1 protein-coding gene is annotated in these 1,096 nt (G+C 64.5%); it reads left to right on the top strand.

Annotated elements, in window-relative coordinates; all coding sequences use genetic code 11:
- Positions 1-1,096: poly-beta-1,6 N-acetyl-D-glucosamine export porin PgaA (gene pgaA, locus H8F21_RS29315; protein WP_203585846.1), on the top strand; the 1,096-nt coding region annotated here is incomplete at both ends.

Raw genomic sequence — 1,096 nt, 5'->3', positions numbered from 1 at the left:
AGGCCGAGCCGCTGTATCGCCAGGCGCTGAGTGCCTCGGACGCCGAGCCAGATGATCGGGTCGAAGACAGCACCGCGTTGTACTACGCCCTGCAAGAAAGCGACAAGGGCGAAGACGCCCGCGAAGTCGCCAACGGTCTCGCCAACAGCCAGAAGCCTCGGGTTGAACTCAAGGGCCTGCCCGTTGGCAACCCCAACGATGCCTGGATGGACGCGCAGCAACTGTCGGCCCAGGCCGGCGTCTACGGTGGCGACCTGCCGGGCAGTGAAGCCGGCCTGGAGGCGTTGGTCGCCAAAGCGCCGGGTAACGTTGGCCTGCGCCTGGCCCAGGCAGACATGTACCGCGCCCGTGATTTACCGCGTCGCGCCGAAGGCATTCTCAAGGAAACCGAAGCCCAGGCCCCGCGTGATATCGGCCTGGAAGTCAGCCAGGCGTACACCGCCATGGACCTTCAAGAGTGGCGCCAACTCGACGTGCTCACCGATGACGTGCTCGCCCGCAACCCGGACAACCGTCAGGTGCAGCGCCTCAGCCGCCTGCGCGATGTGCACGACATGGCCGAACTGCGGGTCGAGGCCTACACCGGCAAAAGCTTTGGTGGCGGCAATAACAACGAGGCTGGCGCAGTGGCCGGCAGCCGTGACTGGGGCATTGAAAGCCGTCTCTACACACCGCCTATCGACGAAGACTGGCGCCTGTTCGCCGGTGCCGGTTATGCCACCGCTGACTTCGAAGAAGGCACCGGCCACCATCGCTGGCAGGTGATTGGCGTAGAGCGGCGTACCCGCGACATGACCGTCGAAGCCGAAGTCTCCAACCATTCCTATGGCAATGGCACCAAGCAAGGCGCTGCCGTGTCGATTGCCCGTGACATCAACGACAACTGGCAATACGGCGGCAGCCTCGGCTACCTGTTGTCCACGACACCCCTGCGGGCGTTGAACGCGGACATCACCGCCAACGGCGGCAGCGGCTTTATCCGCTGGCGCGCCAATGAAAGCCGCGAGTGGAAGCTCACTCTCAGCCCGTCCCATTTCAGCGACGGCAACGACCGCTTCGAAGCCTTGCTCAGTGGCCGCGAGGGCCTTTACAGCTC

It is taken from the genome of Pseudomonas arcuscaelestis, assembly GCF_016881005.1.
Taxonomy (GTDB): Bacteria; Pseudomonadota; Gammaproteobacteria; order Pseudomonadales; family Pseudomonadaceae; genus Aquipseudomonas; species Aquipseudomonas arcuscaelestis.
The sequence above is the reverse complement of the archived record's forward strand: the minus strand, read 5'-3'. Positions and strand labels throughout refer to the sequence as shown.